Consider the following 25,729-nt stretch of genomic DNA (forward strand, 5'->3'; position numbering starts at 1 on the left):
GTTGCTGACATCACATGGTCCACATCACCCTGAGTTCTGATTTTACGGTGCCAATGCGAATTCGTTCCTATTTTGTTCTAATTGTCAAGATCTAGGTTCAAGTTCAGCCAGTGGGGTGTGACAGTTTTTGACGCCCTGAAATGTCAAATAAGTCGAGCGCTTGGCAACAGGCAACGTCACTTCGATTCGATGAGGCCAATTGATGGTTAATGCAATATTCGGTTCCTTGGAGCCAAGCCAGTTCAGGCTCTTCAGTACCGAGAACGCGATGTTTTATGCCGACCTGGTCGAACATCTGGCGACCGAGGTATTTCGCTATGCGGCGGAAACTATGCGGAAGAAGCAGGTTCAACGCGCAATCGAAGACTTCATCCTCGCTCGGGAATGGCAAGCCAGCCTGACTGGAGAAGAATGTCTCCGTGACGGCCCTGTGCACTACGCGGTCTATAGCCATCTAGTGAAATCCAAATGGCTGGAAGAAAGCAGAGACGGTCTGAGAACCGTTGTCGATCTCAACAGTGAAGCGCGACTGCTACTCCAAGCGTTGCTGGACATCAAATCCGGAAAGGTGCGCTCCTTTGGCGGGGAAGTGCTTCAGGTGAAAACCCTGGTCGACGCCGTGCGTCGCGACCCTGAAAGCGCATCAGAAAATCTGACATTGGCCGGGGCCCATGCAGAACGTTTTATGACAAACCTGCGGGCCATCGTAGGTGCTTTACGCAAAGTCGAACAAAGCATGAAAGGACAATCCAGTGTAGCAGGCATGATGGACACATTCTTCCACAATTACATTACCGACAACTATATCGCCGACTACAGAAAGCTGCGTGGCGAAAACAGCCCCTACCGATTCCGCCACGATCTCGTAGAGGATGTGCGCGCCATGATGGAGGATGCCGTTCTAGTCAATGTGCTAGCCACAGCTTTTGTCCGTGAAGGCCGGGCCCCTTCTCTGGAAGAGGCTGAGCACAACATCATCAGCTCACTAAGTACGATTTCAGATGTCTTCAGCAGTATCGATAGCCACATCGATATGATCGAGGCAACCAACTCGCGGATCGAGCGGCGCGTGCTTAACATCAACCGCTTTCTGAGCCGAATGGGAGATGACCAAACCGGCCAGTATATTGATGCAGCCAAACGCCTGGGGAGATCCAAGCTCGCCAGCAACAGTCAATTTCCAGTCAATTACGACGTTTTGGATGTCCATGCACATTTTGATCGCGGCTCCATCCACAAATCGCGGCCGCTGCGCAAGGCGCCGCCACCCGTTGTCGCCAGAAAGCGCCTTAAAGACCCCGCACTGGTAGCCTATGAGGCAGCCAAACGACATTACATTGATCGCATACGGGTCAATCCCGAGCGCGTTCGAAGCTTTTTGGATACCAAAATGGGGCAGAAGATCTCCATCAGGGCTTCCGACATCGAAATCGTTTCGCTGGATGAGTTCTTCATTTTCGAGCGCTTGATGATCATCAAGACGATCTTCCCTGATGACCTCAATGATGTGGAAATAACGAGGCTTCCGACGTCTCTTGAGAACGAATGGATCAGCTGTTCCGACTTCGAAATCAAAAAACGCGCCGAAACACTGGAGATTTCAAAATGATGATGCTGGACGACTTCGAGCGCGCCTTGGATCGCGAAATCAAATATCGCCAGAACGAAGGCGACAGTGTTTCACGAGATGATGACGACATGATTGTTGATCAGTTCCAGAAAGCTGCCCGTCAACTCATCGAAAAGCAGGTCCTGCACGCTGACGACCGCATGAAAAGTGTCTACCGGCTCATCTGCCGACATGAGCCCTATTTCGACCGGCTGATGCACGGTTTGGGTTATGTTCTGCTGATCGATTCAATCTACGAATACATCATCGTGATGCCCGGCAATATAGATGGCGCCACGCGCCGCGGGAAACTGAAAAAGGATGAGAGCCTTCTTCTTTTGACACTGCGCATCATGTGGGAGGAAAGCTCACGAGATGGCGAAATGGACGACCTAGGTCGTATTTTGATCGATACAGACGCCCTTCTTGATCGTCTGACCGCCCTTGGGGGTGGGGATACACCGAGCAAAAGTCGTTTGAAAGAGATGCTGGATCTCTGGCGGGCTAAGGGGTTTGTCCGAGTTGGCGAGGAAGATCGCGAAGAAGAGATTATTCCCGTCACGATCATGCCGGCAATCAAGCACCTGGTGACACCAGATCTCGTGAAGGAGATCGAAGCTTTCTTGGATGCCGAAGATCCAGAGAGCGACGTGTTCGCCAATATCGAGAAAAACCGTGTTGAAGCTGAAGAGGTTGCCCGACAGCAAGCTCTGGATGCCTCAAGAAAAGAAGACGCTGAAGAAACCAATTTCTTTGACAGTCTGCATGCCGACGTGACTGAAAAAGAAGACCTCAAAGACCCCGTGACGAGCAACTCCAAGGTTGCCGAGGAGCTGCCCGATGTTTGAACTGAAACGCATCAGCGCAATGAACTGGAACCTCCTGGAGCTGGAGGATATCGAAATTGATGGGATCACTGCCATCATCGGGATGATGGGATCCGGAAAATCGACGCTTCTGGACGCCATTCAAACCGTCAAAACGGGCAACCAGGTTTCAAAGTTGAGTCTGAACCGTGCCGCAAGTTCGATCAAATCTACCCGGTCAGTAAAAGAATATTGCCTTGGAGTGACCGAAGACACCATCCGTCTCGGCCTGACGCGGGACGCGTGTCACAGCATACTGGTCCTTAGCTACCGGGACGACACCCTAAATGCCGAATGCGCCGTTGGTCTCACGATCTATGCCGACAAGGATGAGCCCCGGGAACACACGACCTGCCGTTTCATCGCGGAAGGCACTATGTTCTCTTTTGAGGAATTCGCAGATCGGGAGCCTGACGGAACCCTGGTCGTCGGCAGCCCGGAATTCATTTTGGAACGCGTACGGGAGAAATCTGGCCGCGGATATTCGGTTCACAACAACTCCGCCCGCGGGTTTATCGAAAACTACCTCAGAGCGATGCGCCCGAAAGGGGCGACGCCGAACGCAGATGACTACATCCGCCGCTTTCGTAATGCCATCGCCTTCCAGGAAATCAAGGACCCGACCGAGTTCGTTCGAACCTTCGTGCTGGATGAAGATCCCATCCAGACCGACCGACTGCGTGCCAATCTTCAAACTTGGGATGAAATCTCCGCGTCCATTGAAACACTGAAAAAGAAGATCGGAGAGGCGCGCTCCCTTCGTGCAGCCTATGCCAGCCATGCCGAATGGCTTTTTACGGCTCAGGAAAACGCCTACCAGACCGCCTGGTCTAAGGCTCAGATCGCTGCCATCCACAGCGCAGAAGCCAGTGACAAAACTCGCCAAGCTGAGGTTGATTTGGCGGAATTGACCCAGGAGCGGACTCGGGTAGATCAGCAGATCGAACGTGAAGAACGCCTGCGAGAGACCAAGAAAGAACAGCAGATGGCTTCCGGCTATTCTCAGTCGCAAGCCCTCATACAGGAGAAGATTGGCAGCCAGGAGCTGGTTATCAAAACCTCTGCCGGCAAGCTCAACGACATTCTTAAACTGGGATCCTCTCTGCGCCATACGGATGACCTGAAACGCTTCCTTCCGATTTCGACGGGCAACATGAAGATTGCCGCCGAACGCCTGGAGGAGATCCGCCGGGAATTTACCGGTAGCGGCAAATTCCCTGAAGATACTGCCGAAATTTCACGGTTGATTGCGACCGTCAAAGATACTGAAGGCGTCGTTGTCTCACTGAACACCCAGTATGAAGACATGGTTTATCAGCAGCGGCAGGCTGAGGAGAAGCGGACAGAAAAGCTTCGTCAGCTTCGGTCTCGCGAACGGGGTGGCAAAGGCCTGGACGGACAGGTGCAGGACTTCATCGAATACCTGGTCAGTGAAGGTATTTTCGCCGAGGCCCTGCCGATGATGGTTGAGGTCGTCCCCGGCATGGAAGATTGGGTTCGTGCTCTCGAGACCCGCCTGGGCGCCTTTAAGGAGGCGATCTATGTCGATCCGAAAAATTTTGATGAAGCCTACAGAGTGCTTCGAGACCGAAAACAGGCAACAGGTCAGGGCTATGAGCGCGAGCATCGCAACTGGAAAGTTCGACTGATCAACACGCAAAAACTCGCTCGTGGAAAGGGTCTGCGTAATGCAGCACCAAATGCCATCGTGTCGATCCTGGAGACAGACAACGATCTGATCAGAAAGTTCCTGGACTCACAGTTCGGCGGCACGGTCATGGTCGACACCCTTGACGAGCTGAAGCAGCACTCTGACGCAATCATGAAAGATGGCTCACAAAGCCAGGGGTTCTCCGTTCGTGTGAACCGGATGGGATCTCCTATTCTCGGACGGGTCGCTCAGGAGAGCCTTGTCTACGAGCTTCAGACCCAAGTTCAGGATTACACATCAGAGATTGATCGTCGTAAAGCCGACATGAAGAGACTTCAGAACGGCGTGGCACTCTTTCAGGCCGTTGGGCAACTCGATACCCAGGAAGCCAGCGCACGTGTGGCTGAAATCGAAGAATGTCTGAATACCCTCAAAGACCTCGAGCGTCGGCGGGATGAAGAAGTGTCTGATGACGTCCGTGAGCTGATCGCAGATATCAAGGCACATGGCGAGAACATCAACAAGCTGAAGGTCTATCGGGAGGGAGAGCTGGAAGATCGCAAGAACAAGCTGATCAGACAGCAAACCAAAGCCAGTGAGAAGGCAAGAGAAGAGGACGACACGCGCGCTCGCCATCAGGCGGAATGCGATGAAATTGCCGAAATCGACAAGGGCTCAGAGAATATGCGGTGGAGACATGCCCTTTACCACATGGATCACCCTGCGAAGGGACGCTCAATTTCTTCGTTGAAGGCGCGACTCGACAGGATCTCGGAGCAAGACGAAGCCTGGCATATCGACAATGTAGAAAGGCTTCGCAAGGAGAAGCGTAAGGAGCTTGATGCCAACAGTGAAGCCGCTGGGCGCCGGGCTCGCCGGATGCGGGGCATTGCCTCCTACCTGGCGGATTTTGATGAAGATATCGAGCTCGCCAAGAAATCAGAACCAGACATTCTGAACTGGTTGGTGACCCATGTTCTCTACATGGAGGACAACGAGCTTTTGAAATATCAGAAGCAGATCAGCGAATTCCGGGAGGTGACCCGCCTTGAGGTGCGTGAGGTCTTCATGACCAAGCTCAATGATAACCTCAAAGGCGCACTCTCAGAGATGCGCAAACTTAACAAGCGGATCCGGCGCCACAAGTTTGAAGGTATGACCTATGTCTTCGACTGGAAGATCGACCCCACCATGAAACCTCTCTACCAGATGGCCCAACGCGTCTCGGAAGAGGCTGACAAAGCGGAAACCCTTCTGATGGAAGGCGGAGACGAAATCCTGAACCAGGCCGTCGACATTATTCGGGAGATTTTCAAATCCGAAGAAGGTGCCGCCAAGTTCGAGGACTATCGCCAGTATTTCGAGTTCGAACTCGTCATGACCCGGGATGAGGTCACTGACGTTGATATCGACAACCAGGGTGTGGATGGCCTGAAAACAGACATTGCCGTGACCGGAAACCTGACAGACCGGATCGGCAAGGGTTCAGGCGGACAGAAGCAGACCCCCTACTACGTGGCTATCGCTGCCTCCATGGCCGCAGCCTACTACCCAAATGCGCGTCCGGGCGAGAGCATGGGGATGGGTCTCGTATGCTTCGACGAGGCATTCAATAAACTTGATATCCGCAGCACACAGGAACTTATTCGCCTCTATCGTGACCTAAATCTGCAAATCCTGATTGCAGCACCCGAAGAAAAGCGGACCAGCTTCATGGAAGTGGCCGACACCATCGTCACCATTTCCAAGGCCCCGGGCGTTCCGGAACTCTTCATTGACGTGGAGAAGATTGGAAACCGGACCAAGAAGGAACTTCGACAAGCCAATCCCGAGCATCTTGGGATCGATGGTTTCCGCCAGCAGGTGCAGTCCGGACATATCGGTCGCCTTCCCACTCTCAACGCGGCGACAGAGGCAGCTGAATGAGCGCCAGGAAGCGACACCGGGTTGCAGGGGAACTGTTTGCCAAACTGCTCGACCGTCACGAGGCGGCTGAGCGGGATGGCCGACTAGGTCCCAAGATCGGAGAGTTTGTTTTCCAGGCCTTCCGGGACCCCGCCAAGCAGAGGCAGTTTCAAGAGGCTATCCAGCATGCTCAGCGTATAGGGGCTGTCCATGTCGAGATGGACAAGGGTGACCTATCGCACCTGATGAAGCGCGTCGTATTGGCTGACGCGGATGTTCTTTACAATATGACAGGCCGGACACCTAAAGCAGGCAAGCTGGCAGGTGCCAGGAACACTCTGGAGAGATTTCTGAAAACATTGCCCGAAAAACACCGAGGATATGCGTCAGAGGCCATGGAGCGACTATTGGAGCAATGGGAATTGAACAAGCGCCCTCACCGTATGAGTGAAGATGACCTTCAGCCCGTGAAAGAATACCTCAAGGCCTATGGGGCGGCGCTCTCGAAAGATGTGACCGACGGTCGAGACTTACGAACATATTCCCGAGTGGAATGCGGAGACTCGAAACTGATTGAGCGCCATTTGACGAGAATCCTTGCAGAGCTCCGCGCAATCGATCTCTACGGCGTTGATGTCAAAGACGAAATGATCCACTCAGATCTGGGTTTAGAAAAGTTTGCACACCTCGTTCAGTTTACTGCGGATATTCCCTTTGCGCAGTCGCACTTCGACAGAAAGCTGCATTTGGGCATTCACCCTTCAATGATCGACACGCTTGAGGTCAGCCCACTACGCGCGCTCGTGACCATTGAAAACTACGCAAGCTTCAATCGTTATGTCGCAGAAGCCCTCACCCCTAATACAGCAGTACTCTATACGGGCGGCTGGCTGGGATTCGGAGAGAAGCAGCTGATCGCGAAGCTTTCAGAACATGTCACCCAAGGCGTGTTTCATTGGGGGGATATCGACATGGCTGGCGCTGCAATTGCAGATGCTGTTGCACGCTGTTCAAAAGCTCCTGTTTCTCTGCATCAAATGTCACCTGATCTGGCGCGCAAACATGGAAAACCCCGCTCCGCCAAGGCAATCTCAGTTTCCGAGAACTCCCCGGCGCGGGAGCTGATCGCGTGGCTTGCTAGCGAGGATGCCTTCACCTTGGAGCAAGAAGAGCTGGATCCAGTGCCGGTTTGCCACATAGCGACAGTTTCAATTCCTTCAATGGAAGTCAACGAACCCAATATAGGTTTTAGTAAGGCGAGTAGCCTTGGTGTGAACGAGAGGTAGTGGGCCAGCAATGGATGCACGCGAATTTAAAGTGACAGATGTGTTGAGCCGAAATGAACGGTTTGTTGTTCCGCTCTATCAAAGGCAATATCAATGGCACGATCACAAGAACTACGATGGTAGAACCAGCGCATTTTGGTTGGACGTAGTGGCCAAGGCCACTGAGGTCTTGGAGGGACATGCGAGGTTTGACCACTACATGGGAGCGTTGCTGTTAGCACCTGACGCGACGACAAGATCTTTTGGAGCCACGCCAACCGTGCATGTCGTGGATGGTCAACAACGATTGACTACCTTTCTGATTTTGCTCTCTTCAATGCGCGAGGTCGCTCGCAATAAAGGATATGTCGCGCTCATCGATCAAATTGAGAAATACCTTTTCAATCAGACCGGTAGAGCGGATACGGATCCCCTTGCGCGTTTCAAGCTAACACCAACTCCAGTAGATCGTTTGGTCTTTTTGGACATTCTCGAAAAGCCCTACCAGGATGTGAGAAACGAACATCACGGGTATTACTGGGGAGGCAGTGTGCCACAAAATACTCCCGTCCGTGCACTACGGGCTTATGAGTATTTTATCGCGCAAATTGAAGATTTCGCCGGGAGCGGAGCGGGAGATGACTACGAAGTAGACATAGATGTAGAGAACGAGAGTGAAGCTGCCTTTGAAGACGACGAAGCGGGTCCAGAGGAAGAAAAAAGAAGACTCGATGCGCTTCTGGAGGCGCTCGTGTTCCACCTCAAGCTCATTGTGATCACGCTAGGTCCAGAGGACGATGCACAAGTAATCTTCGAAACTTTGAACTCTAAAGGTCAGCCACTCCTGGCCATGGACCTAGTTAGGAACAACATTTTTCACCGGGCTGAGGCTCAAAACCGTGGCAAGGATAACGCACGCGAACTTGCCGAAGCGTTATATGATCAGGTTTGGAGGCCATTTGACGATGGATGGTGGCGAGAGAACGCTCCAAATGCGCGCCCGGCTCGCCCACGCATTGACCACTTCCTCGCAGGGGTTCTAACAGCTGAGACCGGAAACAGGATAACTGTCCGTGAGCTTTACGCCGAGTACAGAGCCTGGGCTGCGCCGAATAGACGACCCCGTTATGAGAGAGTTGAAGAAGAACTGGCCGTCCTACAGAAGCACGTACCAACCTACGAAACTTTGGAGGATCGGTGTGAAGGAGCTGAAGACGTAGCATGGCTCGGTGAGCGGCTACGTCTATGGCAAAACACGACAGCATACCCAATCGCGTTTCAGATCGCCGCTTCTGACCTAGATTCAGTCGAACGTTGGCAGATTGCAAGATGGTTGGACAGTTTTTTGGTTCGTCGGATCTTATGCGACTTGACGGCCAAGAACCTCAATCATCTGTTCGCAAGGTTAGCTGACGCGTTTCATCGGAAAGGAGTCTCAGTTGAGGTCACGCGAGCATTTTTTGCAGATATGACTATGGATACAACGCGGTTCCCAGGTGACGCGGAGCTAATCAGCTGTATTCTTGAGAAACGCGCTTACGGCCGCGTGCCGTCTCGTATTCTTACTGATATTCTTTGGTCACTGGAGCTGGCAAGCCGCACATCAATGACTGAAGAAACAATGCGACCGCAATCGTTGTGGGTCGAACACATCATGCCGCAAACTTGGGAACCGAACTGGCCGTTGGACGGCCATTTCGTCGCTGAGTTGGACAGTGATGTGCCGGGGTATTTTGAGCGTGAAGAGGCTATCCAAACACTTGGGAACTTGACGATCACAACGGACAGACTGAACCAATCGCTCGGCAACCTTGGATTTGAAGAAAAAGCCCTGAAACTTGTAGAGCACTCCAATTTAACGCTTAATCGAAAAGTGGCGGAGAAAGCGTCTTGGGACGAAGAAGAAATTCGCTCGAGAGGTGAGTATCTCGCGAATCTGGCGACTGAAATCTGGCCGGCACCGAACTAGTATTCCAGTCGCTTAACCGCGCTGCGCGCTTCCACTAATGCTCCTGTTTCACTCATGAGGAGGGCAAATGTCTTTTGAAAAGGCGCGGGATATCTTGCGATTGGCGGACATGGCAATGTCCCGACACATGGGTGTTAGCCTGAGGGAGATTGAAGAAGAATTTGGTGTCGCAAAGCGAACGGCGCAGCGAATGACGCAGGCGCTACATGAGATTTTTGGCGATAGCGTATCGGTCAATGACGCCGATCCCGACAGAATAAGACGATGGAAGATAACTTCATCAGCTTTAGCCGGGTTGCACTTGAATGGGGCCGAGGAACTAGAGGCGATTGAAGTCGCTTTGTCGCGGTTAGACGAACCGGGGGACGTAAGGCAAAGGCAGGCTTTGCAAGCGCTGCGAGATCGGTTGTTGGCGGCGTTGCCATCTGCAAAGGCGAGAATAGCGGAGACAGACGCCGAGGCGGCGCTCGAAGCCTTTGGCATGGCTGCCAGGCCGGGGCCTGTTGCATATGCAGATCGTGAGGTTGTCGAAGCGATAGCAAAGGCGATCCGGGGCTTCAACGTGATGCGTATCGTATATGGTGGAGAAGTGCGGTTGGTGGAGCCATACGGCGTTCTTTTGGGAGCGCGCCGATATCTCGTGGCGCGACAACCGGCTAAAGGTAACAATCTACGTCATTTTAGGCTGGACCGGATCGAAGATGCTGAAGTGACGAAGGATTGGTTCGAACGAGCGCCTGATTTCGACCTTTCGAGTTATGCAGAGGCGGCGTTTGGCTCCTATCACAATCCTGATCAGGTTACTGAAGTGGTTTGGATCTTCAGCAAGGCAGCGGCGGACCGAGCAGCAAACTGGCAGTTTCACCCCAAACAAGTCGTAAAACGGCTCGGCGATGGTCGGCTCGAAGTGCGGTTTCGAGCAGGAGGGTGGCTCGAAATGGCGTGGCATCTCTATCAATGGGGGGATGAGGTCGAGGTGGTCTCACCAAAGGCGTTGCGGGATCTGGTCCATGTCGCGCGGCGTTCTGATTTCGAGGCGCTACCGTAAGTTTGTTCCTAATTTGTTCGGCGCGTCAAGTTCTTGGTTTAGGTTCAGTCGCGAGGGCATGACAGCTTTTGACGCCCCTAGGTGTCAAATAAGTTGGGTGTTTGGGGAGAGGCCACGTCAATTCGATTCGATGAGGGTAAGAGATGGTTGGTTTTACATTTGTTCATACGTCCGATCTGCACTTGGGAAGCGGTTTCGGGACGATGCCCGAAGAATTACGAGGCCGGCTGATCGAGGCACGTCACGAGGTGTTGTCGCGTTTGGTGCAAGCGGCGCGGGACCATGAAGCGCGGCATATTCTGGTCGCTGGGGATACATTTGACACAACCGGGCCGAGCGATGGAGTGCGTCGTCAGGCGGCGACAGAGATGTCGGCGGATGGCGATGTGCATTGGTGGATCATTCCTGGCAACCATGACTCGTTAGCCGCCGAAGAACTTTGGCGGCTCTTTGGGGAGGAGGCGGGGCCAAATGTTCATGTCCTCCGTGAGGCCGAACCCGTCGAAGTCGAGGCGGGCGTTTGGTTGCTGCCTTCACCATGGCCGCGGCAATTTCCTGGCCATGACCTGACTGCTTGGATGCCTGCGGCCGAGACCCCCGAGAATGCGCTGCGCATTGGATTGGCGCATGGCGGAATCACTGATTTTGGCGACGATTACGACGCATCCACTTTAGTCCCGCCGAACCGAGCCGAGAGTGCACAGCTGGATTACCTGGCGTTGGGGGATTGGCACGGCGTTGTTGACGTGAACCCGCGCACCCAGTTTTCCGGCACACCGGAACGAGCCTCGTACCGACATGAAGGGCGCGGTTCATGCCATGTCGTGACGATTGCAGGCTCAGGGGCTGTACCGTCGATTAAACGGGTGGAAACAGGACGGTTCTATTGGAGCGCCAAACAATTGAGCCTGACGCCCAACATGGACGTCATGGGAGCTTTTGAAGCATTGCTTGATCCCGAAACGGCACAGCGGCGCGACCAACTATTGCGGATCGAAGCACAAGGCTACTTGCACATGGAAGAGCGTGCAGCGCTGGAGGATGCGGCGGCCAAAGTCGCACCAGATTTCGGGCGATTTGTGTTGTTCGATGACGAACTCGCGACGGAGTACCAAGCCGGTGACTTGGACCTTATTGCAACCGGTGGGGCGCTCCGAGTTGCGGCCGAGGAATTGCAAGTCGAAGCAGAAGCTCAGGGAGTGTCAGAGCACGATGCGCGCGTGGCGCAGGCGGCACTGAACCGGCTGTGGTCTCTGGTTCGGGAGGGCTGAGTTATGATGATTACATCCATATCCTTACGAAATGTGCGCCGCTTTGTTGAACCTGTGACCATCGACAACATTGGACCGGGGCTAAACGTGTTGTCGGCTCCCAACGAGAGCGGAAAATCGACGTTCTTCGATGCGTTACAGGCCGGATTTTTTGAAAGTCACCGGTCGCAAAACCAACGGATCAAGGGGCTGATCCCGAAGGTCGGGGGGGATCCGGAGGTGACGATCTGTTTCGATCTGGATGGCGCCTCTTGGACGCTGTTCAAGCGGTGGAGTTCCTCTGGCAAGCGCAAGCAAGCGAGCCTTACGAAAGACGGGGTCTTGGTTGCGCAGGGCGAGCAGGCTGAGGATACCCTGGCCAGCATGGTCGCTGCGCCGAAAGAGGGTGGTCCGGCAGCCTTGCTTTGGGTCCGCCAGGGCGTGGTTGAAGTGTCGAGCGACAGTGCGGAAAACACCGCCCGTCAGGATATCATGAAGCTGGTCACCGGCGAAGTGGAGTCCATGACGGTCGGGCGGCGAATGGACAGAGCTTCCAAGGCTTGCGAGGAGGTTCTGAAGGCGAATGTGACCGCAACTGGTAAGCCTAAAACCGGCGGGCCGTTGCAAATGGCGTCCGAGACTGTCGCCGACCTTACCAGCCATCGCGATGTTGTGCTGGAGCGGGTAACTGCGTTGGAGGAGGCACTAAAACGCCGTCGTGCTGTAAGAGCGGAGCTGGCGGAGCTTCGGGACGAAGAAGAGACCACAGCACGATTGGGCCGGTTGAAAGAGGCCGAAAAGTGCCTCTCTGAGGCGGAAAAACAGGATGCGGATGTGCAGCTTGCACTAGGCCGATTCGATGCCCTCGAGGCCAAGGAGACCCGAGCGCGAGAGAAGGTCGAAAAGTTGCGGTTGGACGTTGAAGGACTGGCCAAAGCCCAAAGTTCTGTCAAAAGAACCGCCGAGCGAACAGAGAAAGCGCAGGGGGCATTTGACACGGCGCGGGGCCGTCGGGAAAAGGCCAAGACAGCCCAGAGCAAGGCTCAGGCAGCGCACAACACAGCGACAGAACAGCTGAAGTTGGTCATGCAGTCCGAGGCTTCAGCCGGGGCTGTCGCGCGGCGCGAGGAACTGACGCGCCAGATTGCCGGTGCCGAGACGCTGCGCGGTGAGATCGAAACCTTGAAAGCCGAAATTGGTCAGGAGATTTCGACCATGGGGCTGCAACAGCTGGAAGGGCTTGCAACTGCGCTTTCAGTGGCAGAACGGGCGCGAGAAGCTGCGGCGCCGATTTTACGCATCACATACGACGGGGCAGGTGCAGATAAAGTTCTGTGGCGTGGAGAAGTCGTTGAGGGGGACCGCGATCATCCCATCACCGAAGTCACTGACCTTCAGATTTCGGGCGTCGGGCGTATGTCGATAACGCCCAATGACAGCACTGAAGGCGGTGGTGTCGGTGCTGCGCAGAAGGCACTGGATCAAGCTTTGGCCAGCTCCGGATATCCCACCGTCGAAGCGGCGCGCGCATCGGCACAAATCAGGACGGCAAGGGAGGAGCAACTGCGCACGAAGGAGGCCGAGTTCAAAGCGATTGCGCCGAAAGGTGTCGAAAGGTTGCGTGCAGCTCTGGCGGAACTGCCGGATGCCATAGAAACAGATGTTGACTTGCCGGTCCGCGCGGATGCGGAGAAAGCGGAAGCTGAGACCAAAGAGGCGCTGCACGGCGCCGCTGTAGAATTGAGCGCCGCGGAAGAAGCATTCGATACCCTCCGAGATACGCTAGAGGCTGAACAGAGGGAGGCGGCATCGGCCGAAGCGCTCTTGCAGGCGGCACAAACGGCGCTGGGTGGTGTGAAGGACCCGGAGGCTGAGATTGCCAGTCAAGATGAGACGCTACAAAAGCTCGTCGGAGAGCTGACCGAGGCGCGGGATGGTTTGGCCACATTGCGGGAGGCTGTCATCGACCTGGACGCTGCAAAGGTTGCCGTTGATCGCGCCAGAAGCGTTATCGAGAACAGCCGCATCCTTGGCGAGAAATTGGAGCGTGAGCTCGCCGGACTGAGTGAACGTATCCGGCTGTCCAGTTCGGATGCGCCGGAGGAGGAACTCGCCTTCGTCGAGGGCCAGTTGGAAACTGCCGAGGCGCGGTTAGCCGAAATTGAGTTCGAAGTGGAAGTGAACCGGCGCCTCAAGGCGGCGTTAGATGCGGCGCGTAAAGCGGCGTTGGAGGCCCATGTCAAACCGGTGACAGATGAATTGGAGCCGCTGTTAAGGATGCTGTGGCCGGACGCAGAACCCGAGATTGATGCGGAAAGCGGTACAATAATCCGGATCACCCGACGCAGCGTGGAAGAGGACTTTGAGGTGCTTTCGGGCGGTACGCGAGAGCAAATCTCTCTAATGGTGCGACTGGCATTTGCCAATATCCTTGCCAAGCAGGGTCGGCCAGCGCCACTCATCCTCGATGACGCAATAGTTTATACGGATGACGACCGCATTGAGCAGATGTTCAACGCATTGACCCTGCGGTCGAGCAATTTGCAGATCATTGTGTTTTCTTGTCGGCAACGGGCATTCCGCGGATTGGGCGGTGATCTATTGTCGATCAACCGGGCGGACGATGCGGCTTGAAGCGGGACGGAGCGGACATACGGCTGTCGGCCTCGGACCTGATGCGGTTCATGGGCTGCGCGCATGCAAGCGCCTTGGATTTGGCGTATTTGCAGGGCTGGGGGGCCGAGCCAGTTCAAGACAGTGCCGATGCCGCTTTGTTGCAAGCTCATGGCGATGCTCATGAGGCCGCGCATCTGGACCGTTTGCGGTCTCAAGGCCGGTCGATCATTGAGGTCGCAACTGAAGGCGTGCCGTTCAGTCAAGCCGTGGAAGCGACACTTGCAGCCCTGGCCGAAGGGCCTGAGGTTGTGTTTCAAGGTGCCTTGGAAGGCGGGATGTGGGGTGGGTATTCAGACTTTTTGGAACGAGTCGACCTGCCATCCGAGTTGGGATCATTCTCCTATGAAGTGACGGATACCAAGTTGAAGCGCAAACCCGCGCCAGGGCACGTTCTTCAACTGGTTCTTTATTCCGATTTGATAGCAACGGTGCAGGGTCGTGCGCCTGACCGGGCGCATGTGGAACTTGGCACAGGGGAACGGTTCAGTTTTCGGTTGAGTGAGTATGCAGCCTATGCGCGGGCGGCGCGGCGAAGGCTGGAGAGGTTTGTTGCCGAACCGGGTGCGACACGGCCTGTGCCGTGCAGCAGTTGCGGCTTATGTCGGTGGCGTGAGCATTGTGCCGAGGTTTGGGAGACTGAAGACAGTCTGTTCCGAGTGGCAGGGATCTCAAAACAGCAGGTCAAAAGGCTGGAAAGTGCTGGGATCAATACCATGCGGGGCTTGGCCGAAAGCGATGGACATGTGCCGAACATCGCTGTCGAGACGCTGGGTGCGTTGCGGGCGCAGGCGCGATTGCAAGAGGCGCGCAAATTGGGTGAGCCGCGAGCAGAACTGCGTCCACGGGTTGAAGGCAAAGGGTTTGACCTGTTGCCGGAGGCTCAGGAGGGCGATCTATACTATGATATCGAAGGTGACCCGTTCTATCGCGAGGGACAGGCTGATGGTCTAGAGTATCTGCACGGCATCTGGGACGGGCAGGTTTTCACGGCCTTCTGGGCCCATGATCATGCGCAGGAAAGGCAGGCCCTGATAGACCTGTTTGCCTATTTCACTGACCGGCTTGCAGCATATCCGCTGGCGCGGATTTACCACTACGCCCCATATGAGATTACCGCGCTCAGGAAGCTCTGCACGCGCTACGGCGTGGGTGAGGCGCAGTTGGATCAATGGCTACGTGAGGGGCGCTTCGTGGACTTATACGCTGTGGTACGCGGCGGGATCGTAGCGTCGGAGAAAAGCTATTCGATCAAGGACATGGAGGCATTTTACGCCGTGGAACGGAGCGGTGAGGTAACCACGGCCGGCGGGTCAGTGGTAGCTTATGAAGAGTGGCGGGAGAGCAATGATCAGAAAATTCTGGACGAGATTGAGGATTACAACCGCATCGATTGCATCTCGACACAGGAGCTTCGGGATTGGCTTTTGGTGCAACGGCCGGGTGATGCGATATGGAACTCTCTATCTGCGCCCAAATTGGAACAAGAGACAGACCCTTCCGACCCGGAAGAGGAAAGCCTTAAAGCGCAGCTAGCGGCAAGCGACCTGCCGGAGGATCGCCAAAAGGTTCTCTTTGATTTGGGCCGGTTTCATCCACGGGAGAAAAAACCTGCTGCCTGGGCGGTGTATGATTCCGTCAAAAAAACTTTTGACGAACTGGCAGATGATCTGGAGTGTCTTGCTGGTTTACGGGCTCAAGCGCCAAGTCACATTATCAAACAGTCTACTGAACGGCTCTACAAATACCCCTATCAGGCCACGAAACTGCGCAAGGGAAGCAGTGTTTCTGCTGCGCGAGGAGATGGTACGGTAGTTGGCCTTACAATCACTGCGATTGACAAAAAACGGCGTGAAGTCACGGTTAAGGTGTCTTTGAGGCAAGGGTTTGACCTGCCTGAGCAGTTGGACTTGTTGCCAGCCTTCGCACTTCAGACCAAGGCGATTGGAGAGGCAATTGCCGCTGTGATCGATGATCAATGCAGCGATAGGATCAATCACTCAGCAACAGATCTTTTAACCCGTTCAGCGCCACGTTTTCGTGGGGTTTCACCACTGGTTGCATCAGGTGATCCAGTGCATCGGCTTTGTGCTGCCGTTGATGCCATGGATAATACGGTACTGCCGGTGCAAGGGCCACCTGGCACAGGCAAAACCTATGTGACGGCACGCGCGATCTTGCACCTGGTACGAAAGGGCAAGCGGATCGGTGTAGCGTCCAACAGCCACGAGGCAATCAAGAACGTCTTAATGGGGTGTGTCGAGGCGATGGAAGGTAGCAATCTAGACGGCGATGGTGTTGAGATTGTTTATAAGGGGAAGGCTGGGGATGACCCTTTTCCTGAAGGCTATGAGGCTATTCAGGTGTCTTCAAAGGCCGACGACAGTCGCCATAGAGGTGCCAATATCGTTGGCGGGACAGCTTGGTTGTTCTCACGCACGGACTTGGAAAATAGTTTCGACTACCTCTTTGTGGACGAGGCGGGACAGGTCAGCTTAGCCAATGCGCTTGCCATGACGCGAGCAGCAGACAATCTGGTTCTAGTGGGAGACCCCAGACAATTGCCGCAAGTCATCCAAGGGTCGCATCCTTCCCCGGCACACCTGTCTTGCCTCGATTGGATTATCGGGGACCAGGCTGTCGTTTCAGCGGACTGTGGGGTCTATCTCGATACAACGCGACGTATGCATCCAGATCTCTGCAAATACATCTCGGAGCAGATTTACGAAGGTACGCTACAAGCACACGAGGAAACGACGCGGCAAAAGGTCGACGTAGACGGGTTACCGCATGCAGGAGCATTTCTGGTGCCCATCGCACATGAAGGGCGCGCGCAGGAAGCCGAAGAGGAGGTCGCTGCCATCTCCGCTATGGTCGAGCGGCTTCAGGAAGGCAGTTGGACTGACAAGGTTGGGAATACGCGCCAAATCCAGCGTCACGATATCATCGTAGTTGCGCCCTACAACGCACAGGTCAATGCGCTCTCAGAGGCATTGCCCGGTGTCAGGGTGGGCACAGTGGACAAGTTTCAAGGCCAAGAAGCGCCAATTGCGCTTGTATCGATGACCGCCTCGTCCGCCGAGGAAACACAGCGCGGACTAGATTTTCTTCTCTCCAGGGAACGTCTGAATGTTGCCGTGAGCCGGGCAAAAGGCCTGAGCCTTGTCTTTGCCTCCCCAAGACTGGTTGAAACGCCATGTGCAACGTTGGAACAGATGCGGTTGGTCAACACGCTCGCGGGGTTACGTGTGTGGACTTAGAAAGAAATTGAAAAAGAAACTGAATATAAATGCTAAGAACCGATCTTCTCTACATAAAGAAATGCGTTTCAATCTGAGGCGCCTCACGGGTTGCGAAGGAAAGATGCCGATGTGGTGCAGGGTTTCGGGCACAGGTAGCGAAACAAGGGATCAGAGACGGCAATTTCAAGCGCGAAAGCGCGATGGGAATTATGATTGGGAGCACTTCATAGTAAGAACTTGGCCGCCAACGCCGAAGATTCAGCTTCCAAAGCAACTTGAACGGAACCCGCGCATCGATCAACATGTTGAAAAACTAAGGCGACAGTTAGGTCAGCCAAACAATTTTTGGACAGGCGATGCCGTTCAGACAAAAAAGAGCAGGATCAGATGACCGAAAATGCAAAAAAAAATGACGATCCGGAGGATCAGCTTGAAGATCCTTTGCCTGTGCGTCGGTTACGGGCGCTAATCAAAGACCGAAAGTTAACAAAGGAGTTCGCTGAAACCGATGAGTTTCAAGCCTTAGTATCCGAAATCTCGAAGGTTCTTCATAGCCAGATTGCACACACGGTTTGCGCTGGTCTCTCCGTGTCCAGCAGAGCAGCTTCCGTCTCAAAGCCAATGGAGGAAATCTTCAACCCGCACATGGTGGAGTGCCTCAAGACTTCAAAGCCTCCTTTTGTTGCACTTCATGACGGTGAGGATCGTTGGTATCTAGCAAAGGCAATGCAGCTTGCAGATCCCAGTCGAGTTGCCGACATAGCCTTCACTGAGATTGTCCGCGAAGACGTAGGTGAGAAGGCGCGAAAGACTTGGGTCGAGATCGCGTTTGCGGCAGCGAGTTCCCGCGAAGACCTACTAAGGCAAATTAATTCGTCAATAAGTCATGTGTTCGGTGCTCAAAGATCAAGGTCCAACTCTTTGGCACGTCGGATTCGGCGTATTGTCCCGGCGCTAAAAGACGAACTGATCCTGTCTGAGCTGCCAGCCGGGCCAGATTACGGAAACCAGCTTCGTATTTTGCTTTCTGGACACTTCTCTGACGACGGACCGGAAGAAAAGGCCCTACGAGAAGAGTATGTGCAGGATGGTCTTGCTGTCTTGGCTGATGTCGCCCGCCTTTCGCTCTCGATTTCATCCGATCCGCGTACTTACATTGCTGTCAGTGATATGAAAGACTGGTGGCGCCCCGCCTCGGCTCCAGTCGAGGTTGAACGCTTGGGCGTGAAACTGGCCGCTACCGGCGTAGAAACTCTACTAGTATTCGCCCGACAAGGTCACAAGAACGAACCTTTGCGCAAGGGGATTATGGAGGCTGTCGGGCGTTCCGCTTTTCAACGACTTGCTGAAAGGACGGTAAACTTGGATGCCACCTTGTCCGAGGAAATGGGGACTTGGTTGGTTACAGGTGGTTCGGCCAAGAGCAGGCATTCAAGCGAAGTTGTGGACGCTCTTTCAACTGAGCGCACAAACGAAGACGTTTCCAGGCTTGTTATCTATCTGGCTTCGGCCGAATTGGACTCTTCTGAAATCACTAGCCTTTCAAGGGAAATCGAAGACCTTATGCCAGAACAAGGCGATGGTGTTTTGGAGATAGGAAAGCGAATTAAGCAAGTTTCCCAGATCGTTGGGTCAATGGCAAAACGAAGACACCTGGAATTATTCGGTCGCGTCGGCGACACAGTAGAGTTTGACCCAGCTCAACACGAACCAATTGGGGAAATTGCGATTGGAAGCAATTCTATTGTTTCCCGACCTGGCACACGTTTGAAAGAACCGGGTCGCCCTGAACGAATCCTTTTGAAGCCGAGAGTACGCAGCATATGAACAAAGAACTTGCCAATTTGGTCCTAGAGGGTCTTGCGGAAAGAGCGTCCGTAAATCGACAGGCTACATTTCTTTCGGAAGTAGAGCTTGATGCACTACGCGTACTCCTTGGGAAGGACGCTATTGTTAAAGAGCAAAAGAAAGATAACGAGATTGCTGAAGATAGCGAAAATCTGGGCGAAGATGAGCATTTTGTAGTGAAATGGAATCCAGCGCAGGAAATCGCTGACGAAATTCATCTCTGCATCGATTTTGGGACGTCATTTTCTAAAGCTTTTGCGTGTAAAGGTAATGATCCACTTGAGACCCCAGAGTTGATCGACATTGCGCTCTCGCGGGATGCACCGGGAGCCGAAAAGTACCTATTGCCTTCAGAACTTCTAGTTCACGAAGGAAAAGTTCATTTTGGCAGAACGGCTCGCAAACTTTTTGAGGACTTGGCCGCCGAGCAGGACAGATTAATTGACAACCCCAAGCAGTACATGACCTTAACCAAAGAGGTCGCTAACCTTTCAAAGCGAATGCTGTCTGACAAGAAGGACCCAACGGGACTGTTTTCGGAGAGAGATGTTCTTGTCTTATACTTGTCCCATTTTATCAGAATGGTGGATCTTTCACTTGATGAGATGGGTGTTAGTAACTCTCTGTTGACCCGCTATACGCATCCAGCCTGGGACAAACGCGTTGCTGCGGAAAACGCTAAGGCAATGGAAAGGATCGTGTCCGAAGCTATGGCTTTGGCACGGGCTTACGCCAGCGATTTCGAAAGTGAACTAGATGCACACCGAGCAGCCGCTTTGCTCCTTGCAGCCAGGAAAGCTTCCAACGAAAACCTACCGTTCGCTCTTCTTGAAGAACCAGTATTGGAGGCAACCGCCGCAGGCGCAGGCGCTTTGATGGACGCGCGGCCAAATGGGCGCCAACACTTTGTGATCTTGGATATCGGCGCTGGTACAACCGACGTAGGCGGGTGCATTTGCGTAAAACGCGATGAAGATCATGTGAGTGTTTGGGAAATCCAAAGCGCTCGTGATGCGAAAAACTTGGCAGGTAATATGCTCGACAATGCGCTAAGAAAGCACATTTTGGATCAAAGTAGTCTTGCTAAGGGTAGTTCAGAATATGATCAATGTGATCGGGCGCTTCGGAAGAGCATTCGCGCCGAAAAAGAACGGCTTTTTGACGCCGGTGAGATTAGCGTAGATCTCGTGACGGACGAGCTAGTCGATGTTAGCCTCAACCAGTTTCTGGCTGATCCAAATGTACAGAAAATTTTTTCGGCGATAAACGAGATGGTAGTACGTGCAGCTTTTGCCGTTAGTGAAGGAACGGGAAGAGCATTCTTGGTTCCTACTGGCGGTGGAGCGCAACTACCCATCGTCAAAGACCTTACTTCCGAGCCACTGGAAAGGGACGGTAAACGGTTAAAACTTGAACTGGTTGAAGCTATGCCTGAGCTATTGCGAGAAGCATACCCCGAGATTGAACCGTTTTACCCTCAACTCGCTGTATCAATCGGCGGAGCTCATCCCGCTCTGCCTGAGCAAAAAGAAAGTGTCGACCACTTTGATCGCGACCCGGGAAAGAAGACTCTAGCGCCAGTCTATCGATCCTAATCATATTTGCAAAAACACCTGTATGCGAATGCGTATCGCATACAGGTGAATCCAACTTTGTGTGAGCTGGGCTTCGGACTGCATTTTTCACTCAGCAGTTAAAGGCTTAGAACCAAAAAAGAAATCGCCCTGAACGACCGTTTCGCTCGGAAATGGTCGTACGCCAAATCCGCAGCAATGTTGGGGTTTCACGTCGTTGTTGATTGGCCCGGTTTACCTGTTCCGGCTTGATTGTTGTTGCATCTGAAGTGGCATCATTGACTCATTTGCACTGTACAGGCACCAACGCAGGAAACAGCTTTTCTTCGTTTCCAATTTGAAATGACAAAATGACATTGCCTGAAAACACATATGAAGTGGCCGCGAGGGAGGTATTGGAAAAGCATTTTCCCAGCCATCCGCCTTTGCTAGTAGAGTTGCTATCAAAAGTACTTGGCTCGGTGTTGTCGGCAAGCATTAGAGGTCGAATCGGAAGAACGCATGAACAAAGCGTTAGGTCGGCAGCGAACCAGCTTGAGCAACTTCACGGCAGTCTCAATGCTTCATTAAAGGCAATTTCTTCGCTGAGTAATTTAGGCAAAGAGATTTTGTCTCGAGCAATGATAGGTCTCCTTGATGGCGATGATATGAATCTCGGTGCTTACTATTATCCAGATGTGCGAATGGGCTATGTGCACAAAGTCGCCGAAGCGGAATGCCAAATCAAAAGCTTGCGCAACCAGGCTGCTCTGGCACTTAACGTTGCTAGAGCTGCCGAGAAAAAAAGAGGCCGCGGACGGCCAACCAAAGATGATGCCTTAAGCATAGCACAACATTGTGCACTGGCATTTCAGGTGCTCGGGGAGATTCCTGCAAAACCTTCTTGGGATGCATACGAATCTGAAACCTACGGAAAGTTTTACTTGTTTGTAAAAGATATGCTCGCTGCAGGGTCTGTGGAAGCAAACCCAGAAGAGTATTCAAGGCAAGCCGTTGAATTTTTTTTGAAAATTAAATGATCTGATTTTTTTATTTTCCTCCCTTTTCTCTTTCTTCGGGTTTCCGTCACGGTTCGGTCATGTTCGACCCCAACCGAGAGGATCCGATATGCAGAACAAACTAATTCGTCGTCCAGAGGTAGAAACGCTGACAGGCCTTTCCCGCTCAACCATTTATGAGTGGATCAATTCTGGACGTTTCCCTAAGCCATTAAAGTTGGGTCCTAGGACAGTTGCTTGGCGAGAAGCTGATGTCTTAGAGTGGATTGAAAGTCGCCCAGTTGCTGGAGAGGTGCTGCAGTGACTTACGCTAAGAAATTCCCACCGCAACTAAATGGTCGTTGGTTCGAGAGCTATTGGCGCGCGCTTTGTCCGGTGTGCCAACCTGAAGGACGAGGGGATCAAAGTGCATTTACGATGTCTAAAGGATCAGGAGGGCGGTTCCTAGTCCATTGCAAGAAGATCGCTTATGGGTTTCGTGAAATCCTTGGCCAAGTCATTGCATCTACCGAACACTTTGCTCCGCTGGCTTCTGCCTCCTGAAACGATGCACGCCGCCGCGCTCAGCGCCACTGTGGCGTGTGCTGGTCAAACTAACGGGAGGCAATACCGTGAGCGGATTTCTAAAAGTACAGCGAAACAGGTTTAACCATCACCTTTTTGTCAATGAAAAGTTCTGCCGTGGTTACGCCTGGGACTGGTTGGTTGCACAGGCCACTTGGAAGAACATCACTGTTGACGTTTCGGGAAAGTCAATTCACCTGAAGCGAGGTCAACTCTGCCATTCTATCCGTTTCATTGCTACCAAATGGAATTGGTCGAAAAGCGCAGTCGACCGTTTTCTTACCCGGCTAAGAAACGAGACAATGATCGAGACAGCAGCCGGGACAGGTTGCCTTATCATAACCATTTGCAACTATGACAAATATCAAGGCAGCACAGCAAAGACGGGACAGAAAGCGGACCAGTTGCCGGGACAGGAGCGGGACAGGAGCGGGACAAAGAAAAAGAAAGAAAAGAAGATAGAAGAAGATATAGCGGCAATTCTAGCCGAATGCTGTTCGCTACAAGTGGCCTCAGGTTTTATTGAGTTTCGGCAGGAACTTAATGCGCCACTAACTCAGCATGCAGCGAAGATTATAGTGGCGAAGCTGGCTGGGCATCCGAACCCGGACGAAGTTTTAAACTTGTCCATTCAGAACGGGTGGAAAGGCATTTTCCCAGAAAACGTAAAACCCAAACTTCACATAGTCGGGGAAACCGAGCAATTCGGTGCGTTTGGGCGCATTCCGGTTAGGGGGTAACTATGATTTTTGATCAAGACGCCTTCGAGGAACGAGCAGCAATCATGGAATACCTGGGTGGGCTGTCCCGCTTCCGCGCGGAAACCTTAGCTGCAGTTGCCCAAGGGGTAACACGATGGGAGGCACTAAGCCATGTCGCTAACCGAGTTGTTGAGCAAGCACGAGATCCGAGTTCAGCGCTGGCACAACAGACGAGCCAGGACGCAATGCCCGAAGTGCAGCCCTCACCGGCGGAAGAAGTTTGACCCATGTTTGAGCGTTTCGGAAACGGAAAACGGTGTCGTTTGGTTTTGTTGGCACTGTGGTTGGAGCGGGGGTGGGTTTGATGGACGTGATGAAATGGCTACAGGACGTTCGCAAACTAGACGGCGCGCTCTTAGCGGATATGAAGGTCAAGCCGATCGATCATCCTCAACTCGGAAGGGCAGTTGTGTTCCCGTACTCGCGAGACGGCGAGCCATACGCTAATAAGTTTCGGACGGCAGAGTGCAAGGGTTGGCGGAGTACCCAAGGCGTCAGCCGGGGTCTGTACAATGAGGATGCGTTAAAAGACAAAGGCCCTATTGTAATCACCGAGGGTGAAATTGATTGTCTTTCGGTAATGCAGGCCGGGTTTCTGCGAGCGGTGTCGCTACCGGATGGCTGGACCCAAGACGGTGGCAAACGAGATTGTCTGCTGGTTGAAGAAGCCAGATTGCGCAATTCGCCCTATGTGATTGTGGCGGGTGACAATGACGAGGCTGGGGCCAGTCTCCCCAAGACTGTGGCAAACATTCTTACTGGTCACGATGTACGCTTTGTTACGTGGCCGGAAGAATGCAAAGATGCCAACGACGTCTTGATGTCTTTTGGAGAGAGCGAGCTTTCCCGGTGCCTTGTGGAGGCCAAACCAGTGGACCCGGAAGGTGGATTTATTACTGGGATATCAGACCTACCTCGATTGCCACCGCGTCGAGTTCTTCGGATTGGAACGGCCCCCTTCGACTACGGTCTGGGCTTCGAGGTGGGTGCTATGTCGGTGGGAACCGGAACGCCGGGATCGGGCAAGTCTACGTTCACCACTTTCGCCGCCTATCAGATTGCGCGAAACGAAAACATCAAGGTCGGGATGTTGTCCTTCGAAACCCACCCTTACCGAACCCGAGATCATCTTGCCAGATTGCACACCGGCAAAACCTGGGACGCCCTCTCCAACGCCGAGCAGGCGCTCTGTGGACAAGACCTGGATTGCTTGTTTCGCATCGTTCATCGGAAATTTGATGAAACTCAGCACCATCTGGGTTGGCTTAAGTCGATGATTTACACATTGGCGATACGCGATAATTGCAAGTTCATCATCGTGGACCCGTGGAACGAGTTAGAACACTTGCCGGAGCCGGGCGAGAGCGTCACTAACTACATTAATTTTGCGCTGCAACAGATCCGCACCTGGGCGGAACAGTTCGACACACATGTCTGCGTAATTGCCCATCCGCGGAAAATGCCGACTGATGGGAGACCAAAGCCTCCGACTGGCTATGACATTGCAGATAGTGCGGCCTTTGCCAACAAGCCAAGTCTAGGCTTCACTGTCCATCAAGATGAGGACGCAAGCGGCGAACAATTTGTCAGTATCATTACCTGGAAAGTCCGGGACACACAGCTGTATGGCTTCGAAAAAGGTCAAATTCGTTTGACATATGATCAGGCGAGCATGCGCTACCAGAAATTGGACAGTGCCTCAGGGCTCAGCAAATAGCGGTAAGAGAGCGTCACGGATGTAAGCTGCTCTCAAGGCAAGTTTTGAAGATCAAAAATGAGAAATCCAACGAACTGGGGAGCCGAAAAACCCAGAGGGTTTCGCGCATCATGGGGTTTGCAGACTATGCTAATAAATGTTGGTGTTTTCTGATGGGACGCCCGACCAATTTTGAGAAAAAATTCCGTGCGCGCTGTCAAGGCGACCCCATAGACTGGCGCGCGCTTCTTTTACGTTGGCGGCCGTGCCCAGCAGAGGCGCACAAGCACCCAAACTATCGGAGGGATTGCTCACAGTGCCGCGGCGTAAACTGCAAGCGCATGGCGGAACTGGGCTTAAATGATTGTAGAGAACCATTGCCTAAGTCAGAGCGCCCAATGTGCGGTGCAAAAACCCGAGCAGGAGGCCAATGTCAGGCCCGGGTAGTACCTAGTAAGCGGCGTTGCAGGTTGCATGGTGGCCTCAGTACCGGCCCAAAGGGGAAGCGAAGAGTTAAGGCCAATTTTGAGCCAGAGAGCGACTGAAAGGACGCGGCACGATGCCTCTGGAGCGATATCTGTAGAGTACGCAATTGGTAATAGGCATGCCCTCGCGAGAATGACTTGCTAAACAAAGGGGTTCTCGGCAAAGGAGAAGAACTAGTAGGGCCATAGTAGGATCCAGGAAGCCGGTGTAGCTCAGCTGGTAGAGCACGTCATTCGTAATGATGGGGTCGGGGGTTCGAGTCCCTTCACCGGCACCATCCTTCTCACGGCAAAACTTGGGAAAGGCTTTTTTGGGCTTCCGGCC

17 protein-coding genes and 1 tRNA gene are annotated in these 25,729 nt (G+C 53.4%); all 18 read left to right on the top strand.

Going from position 1 to position 25,729, the window contains the following annotated elements; translation table 11 throughout:
* The first annotated feature begins 202 nt into the window (after nucleotides 1–202).
* Nucleotides 203–1,609: a Wadjet anti-phage system protein JetA family protein gene (locus ACR0MI_RS19370; protein WP_480855273.1), complete on the top strand. Its 1,407-nt coding sequence runs from the start codon at nucleotides 203–205 to the stop codon at nucleotides 1,607–1,609.
* Nucleotides 1,606–2,457 (top strand): DUF4194 domain-containing protein, encoded by an 852-nt coding sequence (locus ACR0MI_RS19375; RefSeq protein WP_480855276.1) that lies wholly within the window; start codon nucleotides 1,606–1,608, stop codon nucleotides 2,455–2,457. Before ACR0MI_RS19370 ends, ACR0MI_RS19375 begins: the two co-directional genes overlap by 4 nt.
* Entirely contained in the window at nucleotides 2,450–6,052 is a 3,603-nt protein-coding gene (locus tag ACR0MI_RS19380) for an SbcC/MukB-like Walker B domain-containing protein (RefSeq protein ID WP_480855278.1), read from the top strand. The genes ACR0MI_RS19375 and ACR0MI_RS19380 overlap by 8 nt, the downstream gene beginning before the upstream one ends.
* On the top strand, nucleotides 6,049–7,317 hold the full coding sequence (locus ACR0MI_RS19385; protein WP_480855280.1) for a Wadjet anti-phage system protein JetD domain-containing protein: 1,269 nt from the start codon (nucleotides 6,049–6,051) through the stop codon (nucleotides 7,315–7,317). Before ACR0MI_RS19380 ends, ACR0MI_RS19385 begins: the two co-directional genes overlap by 4 nt.
* A gap of 10 nt (nucleotides 7,318–7,327) precedes the next feature.
* Nucleotides 7,328–9,265, top strand: a complete 1,938-nt coding sequence (locus tag ACR0MI_RS19390) for a DUF262 domain-containing protein (RefSeq protein WP_480855283.1) — start codon at nucleotides 7,328–7,330, stop codon at nucleotides 9,263–9,265.
* A gap of 67 nt (nucleotides 9,266–9,332) precedes the next feature.
* Entirely contained in the window at nucleotides 9,333–10,313 is a 981-nt protein-coding gene (locus tag ACR0MI_RS19395; RefSeq protein ID WP_170385636.1) for a helix-turn-helix transcriptional regulator, read from the top strand.
* Nucleotides 10,314–10,456: 143 nt separating this feature from the next.
* Complete coding sequence (locus ACR0MI_RS19400; RefSeq protein WP_480855287.1) at nucleotides 10,457–11,584, top strand: metallophosphoesterase family protein; 1,128 nt, start codon at nucleotides 10,457–10,459, stop codon at nucleotides 11,582–11,584.
* A 3-nt stretch (nucleotides 11,585–11,587) separates the two neighbouring features.
* Nucleotides 11,588–14,197, top strand: a complete 2,610-nt coding sequence (locus tag ACR0MI_RS19405) for an AAA family ATPase (RefSeq protein WP_480855289.1) — start codon at nucleotides 11,588–11,590, stop codon at nucleotides 14,195–14,197.
* Nucleotides 14,194–17,496: a TM0106 family RecB-like putative nuclease gene (locus ACR0MI_RS19410; RefSeq protein ID WP_480855291.1), complete on the top strand. Its 3,303-nt coding sequence runs from the start codon at nucleotides 14,194–14,196 to the stop codon at nucleotides 17,494–17,496. The genes ACR0MI_RS19405 and ACR0MI_RS19410 overlap by 4 nt, the downstream gene beginning before the upstream one ends.
* A 369-nt stretch (nucleotides 17,497–17,865) precedes the next feature.
* Entirely contained in the window at nucleotides 17,866–19,305 is a 1,440-nt protein-coding gene (locus tag ACR0MI_RS19415) for a hypothetical protein (protein WP_480855293.1), read from the top strand.
* Nucleotides 19,302–20,921 carry a hypothetical protein gene (locus ACR0MI_RS19420; protein ID WP_480855296.1) on the top strand — a complete coding sequence of 540 codons (1,620 nt, stop codon included), beginning with the start codon at nucleotides 19,302–19,304 and terminating at the stop codon, nucleotides 20,919–20,921. Before ACR0MI_RS19415 ends, ACR0MI_RS19420 begins: the two co-directional genes overlap by 4 nt.
* A 329-nt stretch (nucleotides 20,922–21,250) precedes the next feature.
* A complete protein-coding gene (locus ACR0MI_RS19425; RefSeq protein ID WP_480855300.1) occupies nucleotides 21,251–21,919 on the top strand; it encodes a hypothetical protein in 669 nt (222 codons plus the stop codon).
* An 88-nt stretch (nucleotides 21,920–22,007) separates the two neighbouring features.
* Entirely contained in the window at nucleotides 22,008–22,202 is a 195-nt protein-coding gene (locus ACR0MI_RS19430) for a helix-turn-helix transcriptional regulator (RefSeq protein WP_170411621.1), read from the top strand.
* A gap of 307 nt (nucleotides 22,203–22,509) precedes the next feature.
* Nucleotides 22,510–23,202: a hypothetical protein gene (locus ACR0MI_RS19435; RefSeq protein ID WP_480855302.1), complete on the top strand. Its 693-nt coding sequence runs from the start codon at nucleotides 22,510–22,512 to the stop codon at nucleotides 23,200–23,202.
* A 2-nt stretch (nucleotides 23,203–23,204) separates the two neighbouring features.
* Nucleotides 23,205–23,447: a hypothetical protein gene (locus ACR0MI_RS19440; RefSeq protein ID WP_480855304.1), complete on the top strand. Its 243-nt coding sequence runs from the start codon at nucleotides 23,205–23,207 to the stop codon at nucleotides 23,445–23,447.
* Nucleotides 23,448–23,479: 32 nt separating this feature from the next.
* Complete coding sequence (locus tag ACR0MI_RS19445) at nucleotides 23,480–24,940, top strand: bifunctional DNA primase/helicase (RefSeq protein WP_480855306.1); 1,461 nt, start codon at nucleotides 23,480–23,482, stop codon at nucleotides 24,938–24,940.
* A 377-nt stretch (nucleotides 24,941–25,317) separates the two neighbouring features.
* The gene (locus tag ACR0MI_RS19450; protein ID WP_480855338.1) at nucleotides 25,318–25,464 is read left to right on the top strand and encodes an HGGxSTG domain-containing protein; all 147 of its coding nucleotides are present in this window, start codon (nucleotides 25,318–25,320) and stop codon (nucleotides 25,462–25,464) included.
* Between the two features lie 142 nt (nucleotides 25,465–25,606).
* Nucleotides 25,607–25,682, top strand: a tRNA-Thr gene (locus ACR0MI_RS19455).
* Nucleotides 25,683–25,729 lie beyond the last annotated feature (47 nt).

The sequence above is a fragment of the Ruegeria sp. D4 genome, from assembly GCF_056534475.1.

What these genes read in the sequence shown, in the direction of transcription:
- ACR0MI_RS19370 (WP_480855273.1), top strand. Translation starts at nt 203, where the DNA reads ATGGTTAATGCAATATTCGGTTCCTTGGAGCCAAGCCAGTTCAGGCTC.
- ACR0MI_RS19375 (WP_480855276.1), top strand. Translation starts at nt 1,606, where the DNA reads ATGATGATGCTGGACGACTTCGAGCGCGCCTTGGATCGCGAAATCAAA.
- ACR0MI_RS19380 (WP_480855278.1), top strand. Translation starts at nt 2,450, where the DNA reads ATGTTTGAACTGAAACGCATCAGCGCAATGAACTGGAACCTCCTGGAG.
- ACR0MI_RS19385 (WP_480855280.1), top strand. Translation starts at nt 6,049, where the DNA reads ATGAGCGCCAGGAAGCGACACCGGGTTGCAGGGGAACTGTTTGCCAAA.
- ACR0MI_RS19390 (WP_480855283.1), top strand. Translation starts at nt 7,328, where the DNA reads ATGGATGCACGCGAATTTAAAGTGACAGATGTGTTGAGCCGAAATGAA.
- ACR0MI_RS19395 (WP_170385636.1), top strand. Translation starts at nt 9,333, where the DNA reads ATGTCTTTTGAAAAGGCGCGGGATATCTTGCGATTGGCGGACATGGCA.
- ACR0MI_RS19400 (WP_480855287.1), top strand. Translation starts at nt 10,457, where the DNA reads ATGGTTGGTTTTACATTTGTTCATACGTCCGATCTGCACTTGGGAAGC.
- ACR0MI_RS19405 (WP_480855289.1), top strand. Translation starts at nt 11,588, where the DNA reads ATGATGATTACATCCATATCCTTACGAAATGTGCGCCGCTTTGTTGAA.
- ACR0MI_RS19415 (WP_480855293.1), top strand. Translation starts at nt 17,866, where the DNA reads ATGACCGAAAATGCAAAAAAAAATGACGATCCGGAGGATCAGCTTGAA.
- ACR0MI_RS19420 (WP_480855296.1), top strand. Translation starts at nt 19,302, where the DNA reads ATGAACAAAGAACTTGCCAATTTGGTCCTAGAGGGTCTTGCGGAAAGA.
- ACR0MI_RS19425 (WP_480855300.1), top strand. Translation starts at nt 21,251, where the DNA reads ATGACATTGCCTGAAAACACATATGAAGTGGCCGCGAGGGAGGTATTG.
- ACR0MI_RS19430 (WP_170411621.1), top strand. Translation starts at nt 22,008, where the DNA reads ATGCAGAACAAACTAATTCGTCGTCCAGAGGTAGAAACGCTGACAGGC.
- ACR0MI_RS19440 (WP_480855304.1), top strand. Translation starts at nt 23,205, where the DNA reads ATGATTTTTGATCAAGACGCCTTCGAGGAACGAGCAGCAATCATGGAA.
- ACR0MI_RS19450 (WP_480855338.1), top strand. Translation starts at nt 25,318, where the DNA reads ATGTGCGGTGCAAAAACCCGAGCAGGAGGCCAATGTCAGGCCCGGGTA.